Genomic DNA, 20,758 nt, shown 5'->3' with positions numbered 1-20,758 from the left:
CGCTGTCATCCGGTCGGGTCGCCCCTCCGGTCGCATCGTCAGGGCGATTGTACCGATTCACCGACCGGCGTCCACGGAGAGAGTCGTGGCAGCCAGCACCGCACGCTGCGGCGGTAGCCCTCGAACGCGTCGCCGAAGCGCTGGGCGAGATCGGCCTCCTCGAACGGCCGCACCAGATGGTTCCAGACCAGCGATCCGATCAGCGCGTAGGCGACGACCATCCACGACTGCAGCAGCAGACCGACCGCGACGGCCTGGACGATGCCGGCCAACGCCATCGGGTTGCGCACCCAGCGGTACGGGCCCGCGACGACGAGGCGGTTCGGCATGGCCACCGGCAGCGGTGTGCCGCCGCCCCGCGTGGACATCGAGATGGCCGACCAGATGCCCAGCGCGCTGGCGAGGACCAGCACCACGCCGCCGAGCGCGACCGCTCCCGGCGGGAAGGGGACCCGGAAGCCCCAGCGGCTCTCGAGGAACGTGATCACGATCGGGAGGACGGCGAGGAAGAAGCCCCAGAAGACGACGATCTGGCCGAAGGTCGCAACGACGTGCGCTGCCGTCGATCGCTGCGCGGACGCCGGACGGAACCGGAACGGCCCCTGCACGATCCACTCGGCCGGGAGCCTGCCCAGGAGCATCGCGCAGAGAGCGATGACCGAGCAGCCGGCCGCCGCCAGCATGAGCAGCACTCCCCATCCCGCCAGGGTGCTGACGGTGGCGTAGACGGCGAGCGCCACGCTCACGACGCATGTCCAGACCGTCGCGATCATGGCCGCGGTGCGTACCCCGGCCGCTGCGATCGCCGAGGCGATCACGAACAGCGGGATGTCGGCGGCCGCGACCGGCACCGGGTCGAGAGCGCCCAGCGTCGACGTCCGCACCAGCGGCCAGGCGAACACGGCCACCCACCAGACAGCGCCGGCCAGCGCTTGGAGCGCGAAGTACGCGCGGCCCCAACGGCGCGGCAGAACGAATGAGACCCCCATCGAGCACATTCTGGCAGGCGGTACGACCGGTGCGCGGGAGGGACGCGGTGGTACCGTCTGGCTATGCGCCGCTGGGGGAGTGCAGGAGTTCTGATCGCCGTGCTGGTGTGCGGCACGGGCCTCGCGGGGTGCACCACTGTCCGGAATTGCGGGAGGGACCTCTCGACCGGTCTGGAGGTCACCGTCGCGGTGAAGTCGTGGGTGACCGAGCATCCCGAGACCAATGTGCGCGTCTGCGTCGGCGGTGCGTGCACGGTCGGGTTCAACGAGGTGACCGTCGACGGGGCGATGCCGTCGACTCCCCTCGAGCGCGGCAGCACGGTCGAGGTCGAGGCGGACGCGGTCAGCGGCTCCACCGTCGTCCGTGCCATGCGGACGACGGCCTCCGTCTCCCCGGGCAGCTGCGGGCAATGGGTCGCGCGGCTGACCCTCACCGCCGACGGAGACCTTCGGCAGTGAGGGCGGGCGGTCCTCAGGTCGTCCGGGTGCCGAGCAGGGTGCCCGACGCGAGTGCGTGTGCGCACGTTCGGGATGTTTGCTGCTGCGCGCGCCGGGGCAGACGTACCGAGGCGCCGCAGTCGCTAGCAGACGGAGCCGGAGGCGGAGATAGCCTGGCCTCATGACCGCTGACGAGATCCCGCTCGCGGGAGGGAATGCCTCCCGCGGCGTCGTGCGGGTCGGTGACACCGTGCGCAAGCCGTGGACAGCCGCCGCTCCGGCGGTCGCCGCGTTCACGGAGTGGGTGGGCGGGCACGGCGTCGACGTGCCCAAGCCGCGCGGTCGCGATGAGCAGGGGCGGCAGGTCAGCGAGTTCGTCGCCGGCCCGCTGGCGATGGACTCCGACCGGCTGGGTCTCGACGACCTGGCTCGCGTCGGTCGCCTGGTGCGGCGCATCCACGACGCGGCGGCCGGGTTCACGCCGCGGCCCGGCACCGAATGGGACGTGCTCATCCCGGTACCGGATGCGGACCTCGTCTGCCACAACGACCTCGCCCCGTGGAATCTCATCGTGGGGGAGCGCTGGGTCTTCATCGACTGGGACGGCGCCGGCCCGAGCACCCGCCTCTGGGATCTCGCGTACGCCGCGCAGAGCTTCACGCTCAATGACGTGACGGAGCCAGTCGCCGAGGCCGCCATCCGTCTGGCCGCATTCGTGGGCGGCTACCGTCCCGACGGAGCGCTTCGCACAGCCCTGCCACGCACCCTCGGCGAGCGCACGGCAGCGATGCACACGCTGCTCCGCACCGCCCACGAGTCCGGCCGCGAACCGTGGGGCACCATGTATGTCGAGGGGCACGGCGAGCACTGGCGCGCGGCGACCGAGTACGTCACCGGGCACGAGGAGGTCTGGCGGCGCGCCCTCGAAGTGCACGCAAACCGTGAGGCGCCGCGTGGAGGCGCAGGAGGTCGCGCCTAGTCGCTGACCCCGTCCTCCACGTGCCGCGCGGTGCGGAACGGGGACAGCGCGAGGAAGGCCGTCGCCGCCAGGATCCCGGCGATCGCGACCCACAGCGCCGGACGATAGCCGGCGGCGGTCGCGAGCACCCCTCCCAGTGGTGCGCCGAGGACGATCATCGCCCTGTTCGCCGAACGGATCGTCGTGTTCGTGCGCGCCTGCAACGCGTCGGGCGTGACCGCTTGCCGGTAGCCCATCTCGTTGGCATTGCTCAGGCCGAGCCCGAGACCGTAGAACGCCTGCCCGAGTGTGAGGATCGCGACGACCACCCACCGATCAGCGGTTGCAGGGGTGAGCGCGATCAGCGTCCAGCCGACGACCATGACCAGGTTGCTCGCGATGACGACCGGTCCCGCGCCCCACCGGCGGCCCGCCCGCAACGAGACGGAACTCCCCAACAGGGCGGCGATGCCGGCGCCCGCCAGCGCGACACCCAGCTGGAACGGGGTGAGGTTCAAGCCCAGCAGGGCGAACGTGGTGAAGACGGTGCCCAGGATGCTGTTGAAGAAGAACCAGGCGTGCGTCCCGATGGACATCGGTCCGAGCACCCGGTGGCCGTACACCCAGCGGAGGCCCTCGCCGATCTCGCCTCGCAGCTTGGACGCCGGGACGGATCGTGCCGGCGCCTCCTCGACGCGGACACGCCAGATCGCTATCGCAGAGAAGACGTACGAGGCCGCGTCGACCATGATCGCGGCCGCGGCACCGACGAGGGACACGAGGGCTCCAGCCACGAGCGGGCCCGCGGTCTGGGAGACGGCATCGCTCTGGTCCGTCCGGGCGTGGGCGGCGACGAGCTGCGCTCGCGGCACGATCCTCGGCACCAGCGACTGTGAGGCGGCATCGCCCACCAGCGAGAGCGTTCCCACCACGACGACGATCCCCAGCAGCACCGGAATGCCGAGCACCCCCAGGAGGAAGAGCACCGGGATCAGCATCAGCACGGCAGCACGACCGAGGTCGGACCCGATGAGGAGCGGTCGTCTGCGCCGCCGATTGACCAGCGCGCCCACGACGAGTCCGAGGAGGAGGTAGGGGAGCCACCGTGCCGCGTTGATCAAGCCGACGTCGATCGCGGTGCCGCCGAGACCCGCGAGGACCAGCACCTGAAGCGCCAGCGTCGTGACGTAGGTGCCGAAACCCGAGACGGTGTACGACGCCCAGAAGGCGACGAACCCGCGCACCCGGAAGACGTCGCGTCTCCCCGGATCCGGCATGCTGCCCCCTCGCTGGCTCTTCAGACCAGAGTAGCGAAACCCCTTCCCTCCCTTGCGCCGCATGGGGGACGATGCCGGTACGAGTCGAGGGAGGTCGGGATGCTGACGACGGTCGCACCGGGCGTGCTGGTCCACGAGAGCACGTTCTGCCAGAGCAACACGATCGTCGTGCAGGGCGAGGATGGGGTGCTGCTCGTCGATCCGGGCATCCTGGAGGACGAGCTCGCCTGCCTCACCCGCGATCTGTCCGCGGCGGGGCAGGAGGTCGTCGTGGGGTTCTCGACGCACCCGCACTGGGATCATCTGCTCTGGCACGCCTCGCTCGGCGACGCGCCCCGCTACGCCACGGCTCTCGCCGCGTCGACAGCCCACGAACGGCTGGCCGGCGGGATCGATGCGAAGCGGTTCGGGATCCCCGAGGAGGCACCCCTCGACCTGCTCGGGGGAACGGTCGGCCTCCCGGACGGCGCGACGCAGCTGTCGTTGGCGGGTCCCGGCGTCCGGATCGTGGAGCACCGCGCGCATGCACCCGGCCACGCGGCGCTGTTGATCGGGGACGGAACCGCGCTCGTCGCCGGCGACATGCTCTCGGACGTCCTCATCCCGATGCTCGATCTGAACGGCGCCGACGACCCGATCGGCGACTACCTCGCCGCCCTCGATCTCCTCGAGAGCGCGGCGGCGGGCGCCGAGGTCGTCATCCCGGGCCACGGCTCGGTCGGAGGCGCCGGCGAGCTGCGCTCACGCATCGCGCTCGACCGCGCGTACGTGCTCGCGCTGCGGGATGGCCGCACCCCCGACGACCCGCGGATCGGCCCCTCGGCGAAACCGGGCTGGGAGTGGGTCGCCGACGTCCACACGGGACAGGTCGCTCGCCTGGGCGCGACGAACGCGGGCTGACCGGGCCCGGTCAGGCGGTGATGGCGCGCATCCCCGCGATGCGGGACTTCACGGCGTCGAGCTCGGCGGCATCCCGGTAGCGGCCGCCCCGGACCGTCCCGGCGATCCGATGGAGCGCGTCGACGGTCTCGAGAGGGTTCGCCGCCAGGAGCACGAGGTCGGCGCGCTTTCCCTCGTCGACCGACCCCTGGTCCTGCGTCGTGCCGAAGAACTCGGCCGCGTTCGAGGTCGCCGCCCGCAGGACGCTCAGGGGCGACAGTCCAGCCGCCGCCAGCTCGTCGAACTCCTGGTGCAGCGAATGACCGGGGATGACCCAGCCCGCGCCGCAGGAGTCCGTGCCGGTGAGGAGCTTGACGCCCTCCTCCTCGAAGATCTTCGTCAGCCGCAGTTGGAGGTCGTACGTGCGGCGGTAGATCACGCGCGCACTCTCACCCTGCTGGGCGTACTTCGCGTTCGCCCGCTTCCACGACCGGACGGTGCTCTCCGCGATGTAGCGGAGCTCCGGGTCGGCCGTGTGCCGCGGGTCGTCCGCCAGCTCCTGCGTGCGCACGCGGATGAGCGTCGGGCACTGCCAGGTCTCGTTCTGGACGAACACGGCCGCCACCGCGCGCGCCTTCGCCTCGTCGAAGGTGTCGTCGGCACGCGCGAGCAGCTCGATGTCCCGCGGCTTGTTCATCGTGACCGGGTTGATGACGATCTTCTTCAGGAGCCGGCCCATCAGCCGCGCGGCTCCGGGGAAGGAGAAGGACGGGACCTTCAGGCTGCGCGCCCCCGCCGCGGCCTCGGCGCGGATGCTCGACTCCGCGTCGGCCGTCGCGGCGGTGATCCCCACGCCCGGGCCGAGGTGCTCGATGCAGCGCATCCCGTGGCGGGACGCCTCCCGCACGTCGATGCCGTTCGGCAGGTGGCCCGCGACCGGGAGACCCAGCACCGCCGCCTCGTCCAGCAGCGCCAGCAGCACCTCGGGAGTCACCGCGACCACCTTCACGAAGTCGGCGCCCGCCTCCTTCTGCTGCCGGATGGTCGCCACCGCCGCGTCGACCGTGCCGGCGTTCATCGGCATCAGCAGGTCGCCGGGCAGCGCGAGCAGCGCCGGCCCGCCGTCGGGGAGGCCCAGCGCGGACCGAGCCCGCTCCGCGAGCAAGGCGGTCGACCCGCTCATCTGACGGAACCCGGTGATCCCGAACGCACCCATCAGCTCCAGGGCGGCCGCCGCGTCGTCCAATCCGAGCGGATGCGCGTGGGCGTCGACATAACCGGGGACGACGTACTGCCCCCTCGCATCGACGACCTCCGCGTCAGCGTCGCCGAGCGTGCCCGCCGGGGCCATGCGCTCGATCACCCCGTCGCGGAGGAGGAGGTCGACCTCCGGGCGCAGACCGCCGGCGAGCACGTCGACGACGGTGACGCCGCGCAGGATCAGTGGGCCGGTGACTCGCATCGTTCCTCCAGTACTGGGACGGATGACGGCGGGGGAGCACCACGAACGCTACTCCGTGTGGCCTGGCATCCTGCGTGGGCGACGAGCGAGCCGTAGCCTGGTGTCGACGAACGAAGGGACACCATGTCGCACGCTGTCGTACTCACCGGGTTCGGAGGGCCGGAGGTCCTGCAGTGGCGGGAGGTGGAGACGCCGTCCGCCGGGCCGGGCGAGATCCTGGTGCGGGTGAAGGCCGCGGGCGTCGGCCCGACCGACCTCACCATCCGCGCCGGTCACCTGGCGAATGTCTTCCCACAGGGCCCCGGATCCGTCCTCGGGTTCGAGGCGGCGGGCGTGGTCGAGCAGTTCGGCGCCGACCTCGACGGTGTCGCGGTGGGCGACGAGGTCGCGGTGTACCTCCCCGATCAGGGCGGCTACGGCGAGCTCGTCGCCGCCTCGGTCTGGCACGCGAAGCCCGCAGAGGTCAGCTGGCAGGAGGCGGCCGCACTGCCCGCATCGGCGGAGGCCGCCCTCGGGGTGCTGCGGCAGGTCCGCGCCGCCGAGGGCGACACGCTCGTCGTGCTCGGGGCCGCCGGCTCGGTCGGCGTCATCGCCGTGCAACTCGCCCGGGCTTGGGGTGTCCGGGTGGTCGGAGCCGCATCCTCGCGCGACGAAGAGCTGATCACCTCCTTCGGCGCCGAGTTCGTCCCGTACGGCGAGGGCGTGTTCGACCGGGTCTCCGCCGTGACCGAGCGTGTGGACGCCGTGGTCGACGTCGCCGGGCACGGCGGCCTCCCGGAGGCGGTGCGGGCGACCGGCGACCCCTCGCGGGTCGTGACGCTCGCCGACCACGCCGGCGCCGCCGCCACGGGCGCGACCATGTCCAACCCGAGCCCGGACCGCGCCCCCGACGCACTGGCCGTGACACTGCCGATGCTCGCGGACGGCTCACTGCGCCTGAAGCGCAACCGTTCCGTCCCGTTCGCCGACGCGGCGGAAGCGCACCGCCTCCTCGAATCCGGGGAGACGCGCGACAAGATCGTCCTGGTTTAGCAGGCCCGACTCACGCCCACTGCTCGAAGACCATGAACGGCACGCGCGCGTGCCAGGTCTGGAACGCCTTGCTCGAGCCGAAGGTGTCCTTGGTCGAGAAGTCGATGCCGCCGTTCATCCAGAACCAGACGAGGTACCAGTCGTTGCTGCTCGCCCAGAAGTAGTTCTGGTTCGGCCAGTAGCCGCCTCCGCTGTCGCTGTGGTCCTCGTACCAGGAGGTGCCGTCGGCCCACAGCTGGTCGCGGGTGTCGAGGATCGTCTCCAGGTCGCCCGGCCCGCGGCGGTGCTGCACCATCACGCAGAGCTGGGCGCGGTTGTGGGCGACCTGCAGGCTCGAGCTGTCGGCCCAGTCGTACTCGTAGTCCACCAGCCCGGAGACGCGCACGTAGGTCGAGGGCGCTTTCGGCTTGAACCACAGCCCCAGACCGGCGCCCGCATACATCCACCCGCCCTCGGCCACCGGACGGTCGACGTACGTCTCGGTGAGGTCGATGAACATGCTCGCCTGCTGCTTGTAGACGCTCGGACCGTGCGCCGCGGTTCCGGCCGCACCGGGCGGCTGGAAGGTCGTCCAGGTCGCGTCGTACGGCGGAGTGGCGAAGGAGAGCCGGTCGCTCGTGCCCGTGGTGACCAGGCTCAGCGTGTGCAGCTCGCCGGGGGACGGCTGCACCTCGCGCGGCACGGCGACGGGAGCCTCCAGGCGCCCGAGCGCCCGGGTCAGCTCCGCGATGCGCTCGTCGCCGCGCAGCGCCTCGCCCACCACCTCGGCGCGGCGGGACGCGCGGAGGTACGCATTGCGCGACGTCCGCATTTCGCGGTCGAACAGGCGGTCGAGAGCCAGAGACGCCTCCGGCTCGTCCGGCTTCTCCTCCGCCGTTGTCGTGTTCTCCGGTTGGCTGGACATGGGGACCTCCACAGAGCTGCGTGCGTCTCACGAACAGGCTCGGGTCGTTCGCGCGACACGTTAAGCCCGCGGCGCGGCGCGCGGCAACAGCCAGTTGACGGGCATCCTCCGGTCTGTCAGGTTTGAGTCCGTCCGCTCACTCCCGGAGGCTCCCATGACCGTTCGCGTCGATCTCAACATCTCCCTCGACGGCGTCGTGGTGCCGGAGGATCCGATGGGCGCGGAGTGGGGGCGGCTGGTCGAGCACTACACAGCGACGCGCACCTTCCACGAGCGCGTGTTCCACGACACGTCGGGCGCCGGGACCACGGGTGTGGACGACCGCTACGCCGCCGCGTACTTCGAGGGCATCGGCGCCGAGATCATGGGCGCCGGAATGTTCGGCCTGCACACCTACCCCGACGACCCCGACTGGCGCGGCTGGTGGGGCGACGAGCCGCCGTTCCAGGCGCCCGTGCTGGTGCTGACGCACCGGGAGCGGCCTCCGCTCGAGTTCGCCAACGGCACGCGCTTCGAGTTCATCGCCACGACACCCGAGGCGGCTCTGGAGCGTGCCACGGCGCTGGCCGGCGACGCCGACGTGCGGATCGGCGGGGGAGCGGATGTCGTCCGCACCTTCCTGGCCGCGGGGCTCGTGGACCGCATCCACGTCGCCGTCTCGCCCATCATCCTCGGCGAGGGCACCCGGCTCTGGGACGGTCTGAGCGACCTCGACCTCGGCTACACCGCGACGTCGGAGGTCGCCGAGAGCGGCGTCATCCACGTCACGTACACGCGCTGAGACCGCTACGTCACGCGACCGGAGGGGTCCAGACGGGCGCCCCGTCGACCGCCTGTGAGATCCGACGCGCGATGACGCCGAGCTGACGTGTTTGCGCTGGGGTGAGGGCGTCGAAGACCAGCCTTTGGACGAGTTCCTCGTGCGCGGGCGAGGAGTCGACGACCTTCTCGTGCCCGCTGTCCGTGAGCACGGCGAGGGTGAACCGCCCGTCGGACGGGTCGACGACGCGGCGGACCCAACCCTTCTTCTCGAGCCGGGTGACTGCGCGGGAGAGCCGGGAGAGGGTGGAGCTGGCGTAGCCCGCGAGCGTGCTCATCCGCAACGTGCGATCCGGCGCCGTATCGAGGGCGTAGAGCACCCCGTGCTCGAAGTGCGTGAGCCCGCTGTCGCGCTGGAGCTGGGCGTCCAGCGCCGCCGGCAACCGCTCCAGCATCGTGGCGAGGGCGGCCCAGACCTCCAGCTTCTCCGCGCTCCATCCAGCTGACTCCGACGGGTTCGACATGATGTCAGCGTAGGGCCGATTGACTTGCTCAAGCAAGTCACAGCGCGTACAGTCACTTTCCTGAGCAAGTGAATGGCGCACTCGGCGCCATCCGGACCAGGGGAGAGCATGGAACTGCAATTGCGGGGCAGGAGCGCGTTCATCAGCGGATCGACGCAGGGGATCGGCTACGCCATCGCCTCGGCATTGGCCGCCGAGGGAGTGCGCGTGACCGTGAACGGCCGGGACGCGGCGCGAGTGGACGCGGCGGTCGAGCGGCTCCGTCGCGAGCATCCGGGGGCGGAGCCGTCGGGTCTCGTCGCCGACTTCGGTTCTCCGGAGCAGGTCGGGAAGCTGCTGGAGGCTCTCGGCGACGTCGACATCCTGGTCAACAACGTCGGGCTCTTCGGTCTGGCCCCGTTCGAGGACGTCGACGACGACGAGTGGGCCCGCTATCTCGAGGTCAACGTCATGAGCGGCGTGCGCTTGTCGCGGCACCTGCTCGGCGGCATGCTCGAGCGCGGCTGGGGGCGCATCCTCTTCATCAGCAGCGAGTCCGGCGTGAACGTGCCGGCCGACATGGTGCACTACGGCGTGACCAAGGCCGCGATGCTCGCGCTCGCCAACGGTCTCGCCAAGCGAACGCGTGGGACGGCCGTCACGGTGAACGCCATCCTGGGCGGCCCCACCTACTCGGACGGCGTCGCCGCGACGGTCGAGGCGATCGCCGAGGCGCAGTCCCTCCCGGCCGAGGCCATGAAGCAGGCCATCATCGGGCAGAACGCCACGACCCTCCTGGAGCGCTTCATCGAACCGCGGGAGATCGCGAACCTCGCGACGTACCTCGCGAGCCCGGTGGCGTCGGCGACGAACGGGGCCGCATTGCGGGCCGACGGCGGCGTGCTCACCGGGATGCTCTGACAGCACGTGGCGACGCGTCGTCCGTCCCGCCGGGAGGAGTACCGTCGGGTGCGGACCGAAGGGGGCGCACGTGCCGGACACCTACGCAGGCCCAGTGCCCGCCGGACTGACGACGGCGGAGTTCGTCCTGCGGCCGATCACCGCGGACGATGCGGCGAACGACCACGCAGCTGTGATGGACACGCGGGACGACCTGCGGCTCTGGGAGCAGGCCTCGTGGCCGGAGGACGACTTCACCGTCGAGGCGAACCGGGAGGACCTCCGGTCGCTGGAGGAACGTCATGCCGCCGGCCGCGCCTTCACCTACACGGTCCTGGCGCCCGCGACAGGGGAGTGCTGGGGGTGCGTCTACCTCTTCCCGACGACCGCGACCTTCCTGACGAAGGCGACCGTCACCCCGGTCGGCGACGCCGTGTGGGCGGACGTCGACCTCGTCGTCTACTTCTGGACGCGCCGCGCCAAGACCCCCGAAGGCATGGATGCGCGGCTGCTCGCCGCCCTGCGCTCGTGGCTCGCGGACGAATGGCGGGTCGCGCACCCGGTCTTCGTCACGAGCGAGCGGTTCACGCACCAGGCCGAGCTGCTGCGCACCGGCGACCTGCGCCTGCGGTTCGAGCTCGTCGAGCCCGGCAAACCGGGGACGTACCTCGGCTTCGGGTGGCCTGGCCTCCCGGCCCTGAGCGGACTAGCATCGCGCCATGCCAGCTGAGCAGACCGATGGGGACGAGCAGACGGGTCGGGACGAGCAGACGGGTCGGGACGAGCAGACGGGTCGGGACGAGCAGTCAGGCGGGGACTTCGCCCTGCCGGTGGCCATGACCGGTCGCGCGAGCCCGGCGAAGGCGGCGGTCGGCGACGAGCCCGTGTTCGCCTACATTGCGAGCCTGCCCCAGCCGCAGCGCGGAATCGCAGAGGCGGTCGACGCCCTGGCGGCCGCGACCCTCCCGAACCTCCAGCGCTCCGTCAAATGGGGCATGGCGTACTACGGGGTCGGTGACGGCTGGCGCTTCTCCAGCGGCGGCTTCGCCGGGCACGTGAAGCTCATGTTCATCAACGGCACCGCGCTCGACCCGGTGCCGCCGGTGACCCCGACCGGGATGGGCAAGGCGACCCGCGGGGTCGAGCTGGCCTCCATCGACGATCTCGACGAACGGCAGGTGGCCGAGTGGATGCGGCAGGTCACCTCCGTCCCCGGCGTCGGAGGCAGGAAGCGGTGACGCCGAGGGGATCCGCGCCGCGGCCGTGTCGCCGAGCGACCCGATGAGCGGGACCCTGGGGACGACGCGCGACTCCTACGCCGACGCGCAGTACCGACCGCCCGCCGCGATCCGGTGGAACGGCTGGTGGTTCCTCGCCGCCGGCGCACTTCCGCTCGTTCTGACCGTCCTCTTCCGCGTCCTGCCCGTCGCGCTGCCGCAGCCTGTCGCGCTTCCCGTGAGCGTCGCGACTGTCGTGCTGAGCTACGCATGGATGGTGGCCACCCTGGTCGTCGCGTCGCGCGTCCGCGGGCTGAAGTCCCTCGAGAAGGACTTCGGTTGGACGATCGAGCCCGTCGACATCCTGATCGGAGCGGCCGCCGGGGTGGTGCTGATCGGCCTCGCGGCAGTCATGGCGCCGGCTATTCGGGCGCTCGGCACGCCGCAGACCAACGTCCACCTCACCGGAGACCACGTGTGGGACACGATCAGAGTCTTCCTGCTGCCCACGATCGTCGCCGCGCCGGTGGAGGAGTTGCTGTTCCGCGGTCTGCTGATGCGGTGGATCCGGATCTGGATCGTGCGGCGCCGACCCGAGGCCCAACCGTCCCGAGCCATCCACGCGAGCGTGCTGATCTCGGCGGTGATCTTCGCAGCGACCCACCTCTACCAGGTCTCCACCCTCGCAGGCATCGCGAACCTCGGCCTCCAGACGTTGCTGCTCGGGATCGTCGCCGGCTACCTCGCCACGCGCACAGGCAGGCTGGGCCCCGCAGTGGTCACTCACGGGGTCCACAACGCCATCGTCGGCGTGCTGGCCCTGACGTTCACCGCGTGAAGACGGGTCCAACGAATGAACCCGGAGATTCCGCGTCGAACGCGACGGATGCGCGGTTTCGCCGTCGCCGCGTGGATCGTCGGACCTATCGTCTCTTTCAGCGCGGTCGTGGTCGACCTCGTCGCGCCGGAGAGCCACCTCGCTTGGTTGCGAGCACTGCTGCTCTTCGCCGGCACCGGAGTATTCGCGGCGGGATGGGGGCTCTGGTACCGCTCCGACCCGGTGTTCGACCCCGCCTACGATCCCGACGGCGCAGGGGATCAGTAGTTCATTCGTGCGTCCGCCCCTGCGGCCCGAGGGAGGCGATCCACCGCTGCCAGCGCACGAGCACCCGCGGTTCCGCCGTGTGCCCGTGCGGCTGGTGCGGGTGGTTGCCGCGCCCCTGGTGTCCTCGCGCGACGCGCGAGCGGTTCTGCGCGGGACGGTTGTCATCGTGTTCGGGCACGCCCGTGATGCGGTGGGTGAGGGTGTGGAGTCGTTCGCTGATCATGGTCGGTGCTCTCCTTCGGTGATGCCGGCGGCGTCGACGACCTCGACAACAGCTGCGTACATGTTCACCGTCCTAACGCTGTAAGGACGTTAACCTTACGGTGTTAGGCTGCGATGTCAAGGAGCCCGATGCCACTCAGCAGAGAAGATGTCGTCTCCGCCGCCCTGACGCTCTGCGACGCTCACGGCGCGGAGGCCGTCACCCTGCGCGCGCTCGCGGCGGCGCTCGGTGTTCAGGCACCGTCCTTGTACACGCACGTGCGCAGCAAGGCCGACCTGCTGGACGCGCTGGGGGACAGGATCATGGACGAGGTGCTCGCGGGTCTCGGCATCCCGGACGAGACGACCGTGTGGCGCGAGTGGATGCTGGACGCCGCCCGCCGCCTGCGCGCCGGCCTGCTCGCGCACACCGATGGCGCCCGCATCGTGGCCAGCGCCCGGTCATCCCTCCGCCGCGCAGACTTCTCCGAGCGCGCCGTCACCGCGCTGATCGGCGCCGGGGTGAACCTGCCCGAGGCGAGGCTGACGGTCCTGGCCGTCGAGCGCTTCACCGTCGGCTACGTGCTGGAGGAGCAATCGGCACCGCCGGATACCGGGGGAGCGGAGGTCGACCACGCCGAGCTCATGGCGCGCCTCCCGAACCTGACCGCGGCGATCATCGCCTACTTCGAGCCCGGCCGCACCGCCGACGACCTGTTCGACGACGAGATCCGGCTCATCCTGCGCGGCTGAACGCCGGGCCACTCGCGGGCTAGGCTCGAGCTAGACGCGAAGACGGATGACGGGGGAGGGCATGGCGACGATCGAATGGGCGCTGCTCGAGCTCGCCATGTCGGCCGATCCGGTCGGACGTGTCTCCGCGCTCGTCGTGGTCTCGACGGTGCTCGTGGCCTTCGGCCTCGCTGCGGTCGTCATCGCGAGCGCGGCGCGGACCGCGGTCCGATCGTCCGTGACGACCGTCACGGTGACGATTCCCGCGCGCCGCTTGGCAGCGACTCCGCCCGCGCCGCCCGGTGCCGTCTGGCGCATCCCGCTCTCCGGGCTTCCGGCTCCGCGCGCTCCGGGCGACGTGCTCCGCCGGCCCCTGCGCGCGCTCTGACGATCTCGTCCGCCCGCAGAGCGATCGGCAGACGACCGATCTCCCTCTGAGCACGGACGGACACCATGCACCACACCTCCCTCTGGCGACGCCTGCACACGCGCGCCACCCTCTTCAGCGGCTGGACCTGGGTCGCCGCCGGATCCCTGATCGGCTTCGAGATGCTGGACATCGTCTTCGGGGCCTTCATTCTCGCCCCGGAGTTCTTACCGCTGGTGATCGTGGCCCTCGCGCTCGTCTGGCTCTTCCGCGATCGACTGCGCCGCGGAGTCCTGCGACTGCGCGTCCGGCTGCGTCTCGCCCGGATGCGCCGACGCCGCGCTCAGCGACGCGCGCGATAGCGCAGGTGTAGCACTCCGTCGCCCTGGACGACCTCCTCGGGTCCGCCCAGGAGCTGCGGCGCGTCGACCGAGCCGAAGAAGCGGATTCCGGAGCCGATCACGACCGGAACGACATCCATGCGCACCTCGTCGACGAGTCCCGCCGCGAACGCCTGGCCTCCGACCTCCCCGGCGGCGACCTCGACGATCCGGTCGCCGGCGAGGTCCTGCGCGGCGGCGACGGCCTCCGCGATCCCGTCGACGAAGCGGAACGGCGCGTCGGGATCCCAGCCGTCGGGCGCCGGACGGTGCGAGACGACGACCACGTGATCGATCCCGCTCGGAGGGGTGCCGTCCCACCCGTCGGTCAGGTCGAACACGCGACGCCCGGCGACGGTGACGCCGATCCGGTCCCAGTACGGCCGCACGTAGTCGTACGAGGCCTGCGAGACCTTCAGCACGCCGCTCTCATCCAGCGGGACGTCGCCGCCAAGCAACCAGTCGAACAGCTCCCCGGGCTGGTCGTGGTCATCCGCGATGAACCCATCCACCGACACCGAGGCGTACATGACGACTTTCCCCACGGATCGCTCCTTCGCTCGCAGCTGGCCCCTACCGTAGCGCGTCGGATCCGGTGCGCGCAGGGTGTCTACGCCGCCTGATGCGTGCCGACCAGCTCCTGCACCGCCTTCGTGACTGCGGCGAACTCGTCCTGCTTGCGCGCCACGAGTTCGAGGGCATCGAGCCCGACCGCGAGCAGGTCCTGCGTCACCTCGCCCGGGTCGGTGAACTTGTGGCTGGCGTCGCCGGTGAGGCCTCCCTCGAGCGCGAGCCGGCCGACCAAGTCGAGCTTGAGAACCTTCGTGCCCTCGGTGAAGCTGACCTTGTCGAAGTCGACCCAGACGATGTTCGGCCGCGTCGTCGACTCGAAGGTGTAGCGCTTGTTGGTGAGGTCGAGCACGACCTGCCAGATCGTCTGCGACGCGTCCGGCTTGCCCGGCTCGGGCGTACGGAAGGGTCGGGCGGCGTTGCGGATAATGCTGAACATGGCCGCCATCGCGTCGATCTGCGTCTTCGGCTGCACCTGGTGCGCGACGTAGAACGAGGCACGCGCGAATCGATCGCTCGCGAGCGTCGAACCAGGGAGCGGCTTGTCACCGCCGAGTCCCTCGACCTCCTTGACGAGCTCGAGCTGCTTGTCGAACGTGGGGGAGTTGGTCATGACCAGGTAGTCGCGGCTGTGATAGACCTTCGGCTTGCCGTCGGTGTACTCGATGATCGCCGAGTCCCCGGCGGCGTCGTTGATGGCGAGATGGAGTGTGGGCACGATGTGGCCGGTGGGGTCGAAGAGCTGCGCGATCCCGACCTGTGAGGTGTTCGTCCACTCGACGGCTTCGGCGACCGTCGCGAAGTTGTCGAGGTAGTACTGCAGCCAGACGGCCTGGCTCAGCTGGATGGCGTCGGCATCCGGCTTTCCGTAGTCGGACTCCGCGAGCCACAGGATGTGACCGGCGAAGCCTTCCTCGTTCATGCCGTCGGTCGCGATGAGGTCGAAGGCGGTGGCGACGACGCTGCCGTACTTCGCCTTCCAGGTGAGAGTGCCGTTCACACCGTCGGAGCGCTCGATGCCGCGCGGCAGCTTCCACAGGTTCGTCAGGAGGTCCATGTGGAAGTCCATGTTCCGTCCGACGATCACCGATCCGTTGGCGTCGGGCCAGACAACTCGTGTGCACATACATCGCATCCGTTCTCTCATTCCGCCCCTCGGCGAATCGGAGGGGCGGGCACTCCCCATCCTGAAGGCACTGCCGCCGGGACCGAATAGGTGATTTCGGGAGCAGGAGTCGGGTCGGCGGCGCACCCCTGAAATGGGGGCGACGGGCGGCGAGACTTCGTTGACGGAGATCAATCAGCTCTCATAGGGTTGTCACGCCCGTCTTCGGGCCACGTACCTCGGGGGGAAAGACATGATCGGTTCCGCGCGCTCACGGTGGGCACTCGTCACAACGGTTGCAGCGTTGGTCACCGGCGGCATACTGGTGTCGGCTCCCGCGCAGGCGGCTACCGCGTCGATCGGGGTGACCGTACCGGTCGTCTACTCGGACTCCTGGGAAAGCGGAATCGATGTCATCGGCGGTGGTTTCACCCCGAGTTCGACGGTGACGCTCTCGATCGACTGGGTGCGCGACAGCGACGGGACGAAGGTGCACTACGGCGACAGGACGACGCCCGCGAGCGCGTCAGGCATCATCTCCGTCATCGGATGGGTGCCCGCGATGGCGCCGGGCATCTGGGCCGATTCCACTCTCACCCTCTCGGCCACGAGCGATTCCGGGGATACATCGAACGCGGTGGCGTTCGATGTCCGCAGCACGCCCGGCATTGAGACGAATGCGCCGACCCTGACGACGGCGCAGTTCATGGATGCCGCCATCGGCCTCTTCGTTCAGGCCAGTGGATTCACACCGGGTGAGACCGTCGCATTCTCGGCGGTCTACAACGGCACACGTCTTCCCGCGCCGGCGTCGCTGGTCGCGGACAAGTACGGTTCCGTCTCGTGGCAGTACGTGCGCACCGGGGTCACAGCCGCCGGAAGCGTCGTCATCGAGACCGCCGGCGCAACCTCGCAGTGGGGCACCACTGTGGCCATCACCGGGCCGACCATCGGCGGTTCCACTACTCCAGGTGGTCAGGGCGGGACGTCTGATCCTGAGGTCGTCGCAAAGCCGACGGCGCGTGCCCTTCCTGTCGTCAGCGGCTGAGCGATGAGGCGTAGGACGCGCGCCGCCCTCGCGGTCGCCGCCTCCGTCGTTGTCATCGCCGTAGCCGGAGTGCTCGCGGTCGCGCTTTCTGGACCCGCTGTATCCACGGGGTCGTCTTCCCTGCCGTCCGCGTCCCACTCGTCCTCGACTCCCACCGGTGCGGCCCAGTCCAGGACACCGCCGACGCAGGCTCCTGCTCCTCCGATCCTCAGCGGTGATCAGGTGGCAGCCCTCACCCCGGCGGACTACCGGGCAGTGATCCCGGGTCTTGTGCCCGCGCCGCCCACCGCGACGTGGATGTCGGTCTTCGAGCTGCAGTCCGACACCCCGCTGTTCGGGGCCGACCGGACCGCCCCGATCGCCCGATTCGAGTCTCGCGACTTCTTGGGCGAGCCGTCCGTCGTTGTCAGGGTCGCCGTCGACGGGCCGTGGTCCCTCGTGCTCGTGCCGAGCAGGCAGCTCCTGCCCTCGCAGGCGGCCGCGGGGGAGTCGGCGCCGGCTCAGAGCGCTGGCTGGCTGCCCACGAACGCGCTGACTCCCGGCGCCACCGTGCGGAATCGCATCGTCGTCTCGGTCTCCGCTCAGTCGTTGACGATCACCGATGCTGGCGGGCGACCGGAACCGAGGTTCGCGGTGGGGGTCGGCGCTCCGGGAACGCCGACGCCCGTCGGGGTGACCGGTTACCTCGAGGCGCAGTATCTGGACCCCGCCCAAGGCCAGAGCACCCATCGCATCCAACTCAGCTCGCTGCACGCGACGGCAGCGGACGAGCCGTACGGCGGCTCGGACGGTGGGCTCATCGGCATCCACTACGAGTCCGACTCGTCCGGCGCCATCTCTCACGGGTGCATCCGCCTCGGCGCGGAAGCCATCACCGCCGTCGACGCGTTGGCACTCGGCACCCCGATCATCATCGTCTCGTAGGACGGAGCACCCGTGCACAAGTACCCCTTCGCACGCTGCGTATCTGTCGTGGTGGCGCCACTATGAGGCCCGACATCGAGTTCGCAGAGCGCTTGATGGGGCCGGCCACGAGGCGCCTCTTCCATCGCTGGGGCTGGATCCCTCAGATGATCGGGTCGGCGTTCTTCCTGGCGTTCGGCTTCGGGGTGTTCTTCGAACTGCGTCCGGTCAATCTGGTGGCGGCGATCCTGGGGCCGTTGTTCTCCTGGGCCGCGACGTGGTTCACGTTCACGCAGGCACTGCGAACACGAGCGCGACGCTCGATCGACCATCCGAATGACATGTGACCGATCAGGCATCCGTGGCCCGCTCCCGGTTGCTTCGAGTCGTTCGTCAGTCGCCGGGGGAGCAGGGCGCCTCATAGTCGGCCCAGACGACCTTCCCGTCGGAGAGGGAGAAGTCGGCTGACATCTCATCCGGCTTGGTCTGGTTGCACGGCCCGAATTCGGCACCGTCGTAGGTGAGCCAATCGATGTGGAAGACACCGCCGGCGTACCGGATCGATGTGACGACAGAGTGTTCGTTGTGGTCGAAACTGCCGAAGTCGAAGCTGGTGAGAAGATCACCTCTAGGCCCGTAGAACCCGAGCACCTGCGGCCAGTTCACACCTCCGAGGTGGCAGGCGAACGCGACCGCGAACGACGGGTTCCCCTGCGGGTCCGTGGACTGATCCCACAGATAATTGTTCTCATCGTCCGTGGCGAGCATGGTCGCCCCCTCAGACTCGTCGATCGGAAGTCTCCCGTCCACCAGCTGCCCGGCATCGCGTTCGCACATCGCGGGGGCGGTCAGGCTTTCCAGCTGCTCGTCGGTCACCGTGGTGGGACCGCCCGGGGCGGCGGTGACGGTGACCGTCACGGTCGCCGGTGTGGCCGGCGGCCCGGAAGTGCAACCGGTCAGCGACGCCACCGCGAGGGCCACGCCCGCTCCGGCGACTGCCAAGCGTGTACGCGAACGTCCAGACATCGTCGTCTCCGTCCTTGCCGGAGTTCGGGCTCCGGCTTCGCCGCACACGATAGCGCGCGAACGGGCGTGTGGCGACGCTTCTGTGAACGCGGGCAGCTCGCCTGAAAGGCTGCCGTCCCGCAGGCACCGGGGGAGTCGAACTGGTGACCGCGAGCGAAGGGTGATGCGCTTGACTGCTCATCAGCAGCCCAGTTGGGTTCGACCGACGATGTACGTCGCTTCGATCCTCATCGTGGTCGGGCTCATTGCCCTGGGAGTAATCGGCTTTGTACACGCAGGCCGATGGCTTGCGATCGCGGCCGCGGTGCTCATGATCGCGGGGATATTGCTCTGGCTGATCGCCGGCATCGCCTACCGGAGAGCGGGCGGGGAGCGAATCAGGTGAAGGTCATCTTCCGATACATCATCCCGGCGATCGTCGTGGTCGCCGGGATGATGTAAGCCATCTTCGTGATGAAGTTCACCACCAGAGACCTCGGGTGACCGCGTCAGAGCGGACGCCACACTGCATTCGGCGCGGCGTTGGTTGTGTCGGGCGTCGTGGAGGCATCGGTGGACGCCTGCGGATCGGTTGTTTGTGCTGTCGCACCGACGTTTGGCGCGGGAGCGGGAATTGCGGGAGTATCGCTCGATGAATGTCTCTCCCGAGCCGCGACGTGACGACAGATCAGAGTCGTTGGGGAGACTTCTGGTACGGCTCCTTGCTCTTCCGCTCGCCGCCATCGGTGCCGCGATATGCGCCATTCTCACCCGTGGGCCGGTTCAGACAGCTTCGATCGTCGTCGGACTCGTGGCGGTCTCGGTTGAGATTGGGTGGCTGGCTGCCGCCCGGCGAAAGCGTCCGGAGTTCTTCCGACGGACATCGATGAATTCGGGAGCAGTAGTCGCTCGATATGCTTCAGCAAGGTCGGAGGCCGCGAGGAGACACGGGGACGGGATCAATGGTTGTTCCGAGGAGAGTGCTGGAGGTGTTCGTGCGCTACATCCTTCCCGCCCTCGGCATCCTCCTTGGGACGGGTTTCGGGGCATACGCCCTCGGGTTGCTGGGAGCTGACCATCTCACGGCGGCAACGCGTACCTCCTTCCTCGTCGCGTCTGCCCTCTGTCTAGCGGCGGCCATCCTTCTCGCCGTCCTCGCAAACCGGCGCTCCCAACGCGAGCAATGGCATGCCGATCGCGCAGGCAACGAGATTCACCATCCCAGCGGCGAAGGGGAAAGCTAGTACGTACCCAATTCGGGGGCCATCGTCGCCTAGCGTCTTGCACGGGGTAGACCGGCGGGTACATACTCTGCGTCGGCTGAGTGATTCTCGCTTTTGGGGGGAGTGGTCGGCCAGCGTTTCAGCGTCAGTGGGGCCGCGCGCCGGTGTCGATGACGCATGCCCGATTCGTGCTGACACGTGTGCCTGCCGGGTCCCGCAGCCCGTTGCGTTTCGGTGGTCGTGTTTGGCAGGTTGTGATGCGCTTTCTGAGTTCTCGTCGTTCGCGTTTGGGTGTGTTGACCGGGGTTGCTGCGGTCGCGTTAGTGGTGGCGACGGTGTCGCCGGCGCAGGCGGTGGTTCGGTTGGGGTTGCCGGCCCGTCCGACAGCGACGGGGCAGACTGGTGCTAGACCGAATGCGACCCGCTGGGGCTTCGCAGTTTCCGACCGGGTGTCGGCGAGTGTGGATGTCGGCACGGGGAACCTGATGGTGACGACGCGGGGTCTGGATCTTCCGGGCATCTCGGGCTCGGTGTCGATCGGGGCGACGTACAACTCGTTGGCCGCGACCACTGGTTCCACCTCGACGATCGGTGCGAACAACTGGGCGTATGGGTTCGCTGGTGCCGGGTCGTTGAGCACGGTGTCCGGGGGAGTGGTGTACACCGCCGGCGATGGGGGTACCTGGTTGTTCGCGCCGGGGTCGGGTTCGACGACGGCGTACACGTCGCCGGCCGGGCTGAAAGCCGACCTGGTCGGCACGGCTAGCGGGTACACGCTGACGCAGCGTGAGACGCAGCGGG

General features: G+C 69.7%; 26 protein-coding genes. 16 read left to right on the top strand and 10 right to left on the bottom strand.

From position 1 onward, the window contains the following. Positions 1-38: 38 nt before the first annotated feature. Entirely contained in the window at positions 39-989 is a 951-nt protein-coding gene (locus HNR14_RS18340; protein ID WP_179702137.1) for an isoprenylcysteine carboxylmethyltransferase family protein, read from the bottom strand. Positions 990-1,052: 63 nt separating this feature from the next. Here HNR14_RS18340 and HNR14_RS18335 point away from each other — a divergent pair, with 63 nt between their 5' ends. Both HNR14_RS18335 and HNR14_RS18330 read left to right on the top strand, forming a co-directional pair. Continuing rightward, on the top strand, positions 1,053-1,448 hold the full coding sequence (locus HNR14_RS18335) for a hypothetical protein (RefSeq protein ID WP_179702136.1): 396 nt from the start codon (positions 1,053-1,055) through the stop codon (positions 1,446-1,448). 160 nt (positions 1,449-1,608) lie between these two features. Then, positions 1,609-2,406 (top strand): phosphotransferase enzyme family protein, encoded by a 798-nt coding sequence (locus HNR14_RS18330; protein WP_179702135.1) that lies wholly within the window; start codon positions 1,609-1,611, stop codon positions 2,404-2,406. Here HNR14_RS18330 and HNR14_RS18325 read toward each other — a convergent pair. After that, positions 2,403-3,662 carry an MFS transporter gene (locus tag HNR14_RS18325; protein ID WP_179702134.1) on the bottom strand — a complete coding sequence of 420 codons (1,260 nt, stop codon included), beginning with the start codon at positions 3,660-3,662 and terminating at the stop codon, positions 2,403-2,405. The two genes, HNR14_RS18330 and HNR14_RS18325, sit on opposite strands and share 4 nt — an antisense overlap. A gap of 99 nt (positions 3,663-3,761) precedes the next feature. Between HNR14_RS18325 and HNR14_RS18320 the strand changes: the two genes are divergently transcribed. Continuing rightward, positions 3,762-4,562 carry an MBL fold metallo-hydrolase gene (locus HNR14_RS18320; protein ID WP_179702133.1) on the top strand — a complete coding sequence of 267 codons (801 nt, stop codon included), beginning with the start codon at positions 3,762-3,764 and terminating at the stop codon, positions 4,560-4,562. Positions 4,563-4,572: 10 nt separating this feature from the next. Here the strand turns inward: HNR14_RS18320 and HNR14_RS18315 are convergent, their stop codons facing one another. After that, entirely contained in the window at positions 4,573-6,003 is a 1,431-nt protein-coding gene (locus HNR14_RS18315; RefSeq protein ID WP_179702132.1) for an amidohydrolase family protein, read from the bottom strand. A gap of 123 nt (positions 6,004-6,126) precedes the next feature. Between HNR14_RS18315 and HNR14_RS18310 the strand changes: the two genes are divergently transcribed. Continuing rightward, positions 6,127-7,035, top strand: coding sequence for an NADP-dependent oxidoreductase (locus HNR14_RS18310; protein ID WP_179702131.1), 909 nt, complete (start codon positions 6,127-6,129; stop codon positions 7,033-7,035). Positions 7,036-7,045: 10 nt separating this feature from the next. Here HNR14_RS18310 and HNR14_RS18305 read toward each other — a convergent pair whose 3' ends face one another. Continuing rightward, positions 7,046-7,939 carry a hypothetical protein gene (locus HNR14_RS18305; protein ID WP_179702130.1) on the bottom strand — a complete coding sequence of 298 codons (894 nt, stop codon included), beginning with the start codon at positions 7,937-7,939 and terminating at the stop codon, positions 7,046-7,048. A 154-nt stretch (positions 7,940-8,093) separates the two neighbouring features. On the opposite strand from HNR14_RS18305, the gene HNR14_RS18300 reads away from it, so the two are divergent. Continuing rightward, positions 8,094-8,720 (top strand): dihydrofolate reductase family protein, encoded by a 627-nt coding sequence (locus HNR14_RS18300; protein WP_179702129.1) that lies wholly within the window; start codon positions 8,094-8,096, stop codon positions 8,718-8,720. Between the two features lie 10 nt (positions 8,721-8,730). Here the strand turns inward: HNR14_RS18300 and HNR14_RS18295 are convergent, their stop codons facing one another. Next, positions 8,731-9,222 (bottom strand): MarR family winged helix-turn-helix transcriptional regulator, encoded by a 492-nt coding sequence (locus tag HNR14_RS18295; RefSeq protein ID WP_179702128.1) that lies wholly within the window; start codon positions 9,220-9,222, stop codon positions 8,731-8,733. Positions 9,223-9,330: 108 nt separating this feature from the next. On the opposite strand from HNR14_RS18295, the gene HNR14_RS18290 reads away from it, so the two are divergent. The 5 genes from HNR14_RS18290 (at position 9,331) to HNR14_RS18270 (ending at position 12,423) form a co-directional block, all read left to right on the top strand. Beyond that, positions 9,331-10,122, top strand: a complete 792-nt coding sequence (locus HNR14_RS18290) for an SDR family NAD(P)-dependent oxidoreductase (RefSeq protein WP_179702127.1) — start codon at positions 9,331-9,333, stop codon at positions 10,120-10,122. 70 nt (positions 10,123-10,192) lie between these two features. Further along, positions 10,193-10,831: an N-acetyltransferase gene (locus tag HNR14_RS18285; RefSeq protein WP_179702126.1), complete on the top strand. Its 639-nt coding sequence runs from the start codon at positions 10,193-10,195 to the stop codon at positions 10,829-10,831. Further along, positions 10,821-11,339: a DUF1801 domain-containing protein gene (locus HNR14_RS18280; RefSeq protein WP_246311597.1), complete on the top strand. Its 519-nt coding sequence runs from the start codon at positions 10,821-10,823 to the stop codon at positions 11,337-11,339. The genes HNR14_RS18285 and HNR14_RS18280 overlap by 11 nt, the downstream gene beginning before the upstream one ends. Before the next feature lie 43 nt (positions 11,340-11,382). Then, entirely contained in the window at positions 11,383-12,156 is a 774-nt protein-coding gene (locus tag HNR14_RS18275) for a type II CAAX endopeptidase family protein (RefSeq protein ID WP_179702125.1), read from the top strand. 48 nt (positions 12,157-12,204) lie between these two features. After that, on the top strand, positions 12,205-12,423 hold the full coding sequence (locus tag HNR14_RS18270) for a hypothetical protein (RefSeq protein WP_179702124.1): 219 nt from the start codon (positions 12,205-12,207) through the stop codon (positions 12,421-12,423). Between the two features lies 1 nt (position 12,424). Here the strand turns inward: HNR14_RS18270 and HNR14_RS18265 are convergent, their stop codons facing one another. Then, positions 12,425-12,646: a hypothetical protein gene (locus HNR14_RS18265; RefSeq protein WP_179702123.1), complete on the bottom strand. Its 222-nt coding sequence runs from the start codon at positions 12,644-12,646 to the stop codon at positions 12,425-12,427. 128 nt (positions 12,647-12,774) lie between these two features. Between HNR14_RS18265 and HNR14_RS18260 the strand changes: the two genes are divergently transcribed. The 3 genes from HNR14_RS18260 to HNR14_RS18250 all read left to right on the top strand — a co-directional run bounded on the left by HNR14_RS18260 (position 12,775) and on the right by HNR14_RS18250 (position 14,085). After that, positions 12,775-13,377 (top strand): TetR/AcrR family transcriptional regulator C-terminal domain-containing protein, encoded by a 603-nt coding sequence (locus tag HNR14_RS18260; protein ID WP_179702122.1) that lies wholly within the window; start codon positions 12,775-12,777, stop codon positions 13,375-13,377. Between the two features lie 61 nt (positions 13,378-13,438). Next, entirely contained in the window at positions 13,439-13,744 is a 306-nt protein-coding gene (locus HNR14_RS18255) for a hypothetical protein (protein WP_179702121.1), read from the top strand. 65 nt (positions 13,745-13,809) lie between these two features. Continuing rightward, positions 13,810-14,085, top strand: a complete 276-nt coding sequence (locus HNR14_RS18250) for a hypothetical protein (RefSeq protein WP_179702120.1) — start codon at positions 13,810-13,812, stop codon at positions 14,083-14,085. On the opposite strand, the gene HNR14_RS18245 is transcribed toward HNR14_RS18250, so the two are convergent. Together HNR14_RS18245 and HNR14_RS18240 are read right to left on the bottom strand one after the other, a co-directional pair. Beyond that, on the bottom strand, positions 14,067-14,648 hold the full coding sequence (locus HNR14_RS18245; protein WP_179702119.1) for a dihydrofolate reductase family protein: 582 nt from the start codon (positions 14,646-14,648) through the stop codon (positions 14,067-14,069). The two genes, HNR14_RS18250 and HNR14_RS18245, sit on opposite strands and share 19 nt — an antisense overlap. A 65-nt stretch (positions 14,649-14,713) precedes the next feature. Next, complete coding sequence (locus tag HNR14_RS18240; RefSeq protein ID WP_179702118.1) at positions 14,714-15,799, bottom strand: linear amide C-N hydrolase; 1,086 nt, start codon at positions 15,797-15,799, stop codon at positions 14,714-14,716. A 232-nt stretch (positions 15,800-16,031) separates the two neighbouring features. On the opposite strand from HNR14_RS18240, the gene HNR14_RS18235 reads away from it, so the two are divergent. From HNR14_RS18235 to HNR14_RS18225, 3 genes are all read left to right on the top strand, one after another. Then, positions 16,032-16,826, top strand: a complete 795-nt coding sequence (locus tag HNR14_RS18235) for a hypothetical protein (RefSeq protein ID WP_179702117.1) — start codon at positions 16,032-16,034, stop codon at positions 16,824-16,826. A 222-nt stretch (positions 16,827-17,048) separates the two neighbouring features. After that, positions 17,049-17,750 carry a L,D-transpeptidase gene (locus tag HNR14_RS18230; protein WP_343064534.1) on the top strand — a complete coding sequence of 234 codons (702 nt, stop codon included), beginning with the start codon at positions 17,049-17,051 and terminating at the stop codon, positions 17,748-17,750. A 62-nt stretch (positions 17,751-17,812) separates the two neighbouring features. Further along, positions 17,813-18,076 (top strand): hypothetical protein, encoded by a 264-nt coding sequence (locus HNR14_RS18225; protein WP_179702115.1) that lies wholly within the window; start codon positions 17,813-17,815, stop codon positions 18,074-18,076. Positions 18,077-18,122: 46 nt separating this feature from the next. Here the strand turns inward: HNR14_RS18225 and HNR14_RS18220 are convergent, their stop codons facing one another. Together HNR14_RS18220 and HNR14_RS18215 are read right to left on the bottom strand one after the other, a co-directional pair. Continuing rightward, on the bottom strand, positions 18,123-18,647 hold the full coding sequence (locus HNR14_RS18220; RefSeq protein WP_179702114.1) for a hypothetical protein: 525 nt from the start codon (positions 18,645-18,647) through the stop codon (positions 18,123-18,125). Positions 18,648-20,102: 1,455 nt separating this feature from the next. Continuing rightward, complete coding sequence (locus HNR14_RS18215) at positions 20,103-20,717, bottom strand: hypothetical protein (RefSeq protein ID WP_179702113.1); 615 nt, start codon at positions 20,715-20,717, stop codon at positions 20,103-20,105. Positions 20,718-20,758: the final 41 nt, after the last annotated feature.

The organism is Leifsonia naganoensis (assembly GCF_013410615.1).
Taxonomy (GTDB): Bacteria; Actinomycetota; Actinomycetes; order Actinomycetales; family Microbacteriaceae; genus Leifsonia; species Leifsonia aquatica.
The sequence above is the reverse complement of the archived record's forward strand: the minus strand, read 5'-3'. Positions and strand labels throughout refer to the sequence as shown.